The organism is Streptomyces sp. NPDC051776 (assembly GCF_040681345.1).
Classification (GTDB): Bacteria; Actinomycetota; Actinomycetes; order Streptomycetales; family Streptomycetaceae; genus Streptomyces.
On record NZ_JBFAYQ010000135.1, the window covers coordinates 1 to 3,041 of the forward strand.

1 protein-coding gene is annotated in these 3,041 nt (G+C 74.0%); it reads right to left on the reverse strand.

The window, feature by feature from the left end; all coding sequences use genetic code 11:
- The coding region (locus tag AB0M26_RS31645) for an SDR family NAD(P)-dependent oxidoreductase (protein ID WP_365266425.1) at nt 1–3,041 on the reverse strand (3,041 nt) is incomplete at both ends.

Here is a 3,041-nt window from a genome sequence, read left to right on the forward strand (position 1 = left end):
CCCGTACCATGCGCCTCCACCACATCAACATCCGCAGCCGACAACCCCCCAACCGCCAACGCCGCACGAATCACCCGCTGCTGAGACGGACCATTCGGCGCCGTCAACCCATTCGACGCACCATCCTGATTGACCGCACTCCCCCGCACCAACGCCAACACCCGATGCCCATTCCGCCGGGCATCGGAGAGCCGCTCCACCAGCAGCACGCCCACACCCTCGGACCACCCGGTCCCATCCGCACCCTCCGCAAACGCCTTGCACCGACCATCCGCCGCAAGCCCCCGCTGCCGCGAAAACTCCACGAACACACCCGGCGTCGACATCACCGTCACACCACCGGCCAACGCCAGATCACACTCACCCGCACGCAACGCCTGCACGGCCAGGTGGAGCGCGACCAACGACGACGAGCACGCCGTGTCGAGGGTGACGGCCGGCCCCTCCAGACCGAGCGCGTACGACACCCGGCCGGAGGCCAGGCTCGCCGCGCTGCCGGTCAGCAGATGCCCGCGTACGTCGTCGGGGACGTCGGTGAGCGTGGCGCCGTAGCCCTGGTGCCCGCAGCCGACGAACAGGCCGGTGCGACTGCCGCGCAGCGACCGCGGATCGAGGCCCGCCCGCTCGACGGCCTCCCAGGAGACCTCCAGCAGCAGCCGCTGCTGCGGGTCGATGGCGACCGCCTCGCGCGGCGAGATGCCGAAGAAGGCGGCGTCGAAGTCGGCTGCGCCGGACAGGAAGCCGCCCTCGTCGACGTAACTGGTGCCGGGGCGCAGCGAGTCGGGGTCGTAGAGCGCGTCGAGGTCCCATCCACGGTCGGTCGGGAAGGACGAGACGGCGTCGCCACCGTCGGCCAGGAGGTCCCACAGTTCCTCGGGTGAGGTGATCCCGCCGGGAAGCCGGCAGGCCATGGCGACGATGGCGATCGGTTCGTCGTCGCCTGCGCCACCCACGGGTGCCGGGTCCGCGCCGGTGGCCGACGGGGCGGCAGGGAGGGTGCCGTCGTCGAGTTCGTGCACCAGGTGGTCGGCGAGTGCGGCGGGCGTCGGATGGTCGAAGACCAGGGTCGTCGGCAGGGCGAGGCCGGTGGCGGTGGCCAGCAGGTTGCGCAGTTCCACTGCGGTGAGCGAGTCGAAGCCGCAGTCCTGGAAGGCGCGCGTGGGCCGGATGGTCTCCGGAGCCGGGTGGCCGAGTGCGGTTGCCGCGCTGCGCCGTACGAGCTGGAGGAGCAGCTGGCGGCGCTCGGCGCCGCCCAGGGGGCGGAGTCGGTCGCGCAGGCGACCGCCGTCACCGCCCATGTGGTCGTCCGTGGCCGCCGCCATGGCGCGGACCGCCTCGGGGATACGGCTCAGGAGGGCGCCGCTGGGGAGGCCCCGCAGCCCGGCGGCGACCTTGGTCCAGTCGACGTCCGAGACCAGCGTCCAGGTGTCGTCGCGGGCGAGGAGCCGGCCGAGGGCGGTGAGCGCGGGTTCCACTTCCATGGGAGCAAGGCCGCCGCGCCGCAGCCGGGCGAGTACGGCGGGGTCGTCGGCCATGCCGCCGCCCGCCCAGGGTCCCCAGGCGATGGAGGTGGCCGCGAGTCCGGCGGCGCGCCGCCGCCGGGCGAGGGCGTCGAGGAAGGCGTTGCCTGCCGCGTATCCGGCCTGACCCGCTGAGCCCAGCGCTCCGGCGATCGACGAGAACAGCACGAACGCGTCGAGGGGTGCGTCGAGATGCCGGGTGGCCTCGTCCAGGTTCACGGCCGCAAGGAGTTTGGTGCGCAGCACGGTGGCGTAGTGCACGGGGTCCATCGCGGTGAGGGGCGCGTCGTCGAGTACGCCCGCGACGTGCAGCACCGCGGTCAACGGCCGGTCGGCGGGGACGGCGGCGAGCAGTTCGTCCAGTGCGGTCCGGTCGGCGGGGTCGCATGCCGCGATGGTGACGCGGGCGCCGGCCTCCTCCAGTTCGCTGCGCAGTTCGCCGGCGCCGGGGGCGTGCGGCCCGCGCCGGCTGACGAGGAGCAGATGCTCGGCGCCCTCACGGGCCAGGCGGCGTGCGACATGCGCTCCGATGACGCCGGTTCCGCCGGTGATCAACGTCGTTCCGCCGAACCGCAGTTCGGGACGGGCATCCTCGCCGTCGTCGTGGGCGACGCGGACCAGCCTGCGGGCGAAGACGGCTGAGTCCCGTACCGCCAGCTCGTTCCCCTCGCCGTGCTCCGAGACTGCCGCCACCAGCCGGGTCATCGCCCGAGCGTCCGGCTGCTGGGGCAGATCGACGAGACCGGCCCAGAGGCCGGGGTGCTCGATCTCCACGGTGCGGCCGAGCCCCCAGGTGGTGGCCTGAACCGGCCGTGCGAGCCGGTCGGCGGCTCCGACGGACACGGCCGAGCGCGTGGCCGCCCACAGCCGGGCCCCCGTGCCGGTCTCGGCCAGCGCCTGCACCAGCACGGTGTTGAGGTGCAGACCCAGCGGAACGTCGGCATGGTCGGGGTGGGTGGTCTCGGTCAGACCGAGCAGGGACAGCAGGTGAACCGGGCCGCGGCCGGCAGCCGCCTCGGTCAGCGCCGACGAGACCCGGGCGCGGTCGGTGTCCGCGGCCACGGGTAGGGTGCCCGCGTCCGTCCCGGACGTGGAGAACGCCGCCGCCACGGCAGCGGCCGTCTCGGCCGCCTCCGGGTCGTCCGCGCAGAAGGGCACCAGCCAGACGCCGGAGAGCGAGCCCGACGTGGACGGCAGCGGTGTCCAGATCTCCTGGTACTGCCAGGAGTCGGCGGTGGCCCGCTGCACACTGCGGTGGTGCCAGGCCGTCAGGGCGGGCAGCACGGGTGCCAGCACCTCGGGGTCGAGCGCGAGTCGCTCCGCCAGGTCCTGGACGTCGCCCCGCCGGACGGCCGACCAGAATGCCGAGTCGACGGCCCCGGCCGGGCCGGCGTCGGCATCCTCGGCATCCGGAGCGGCGTCGGCCAGCCAGTAGCGGCTCCGCTGGAAGGCGTAGGTGGGCAGGTCGACGCTGCGGGCGCCGGGGAACAGCGCGGGCCAGTCCGGGCTCTGCCCGGCTAC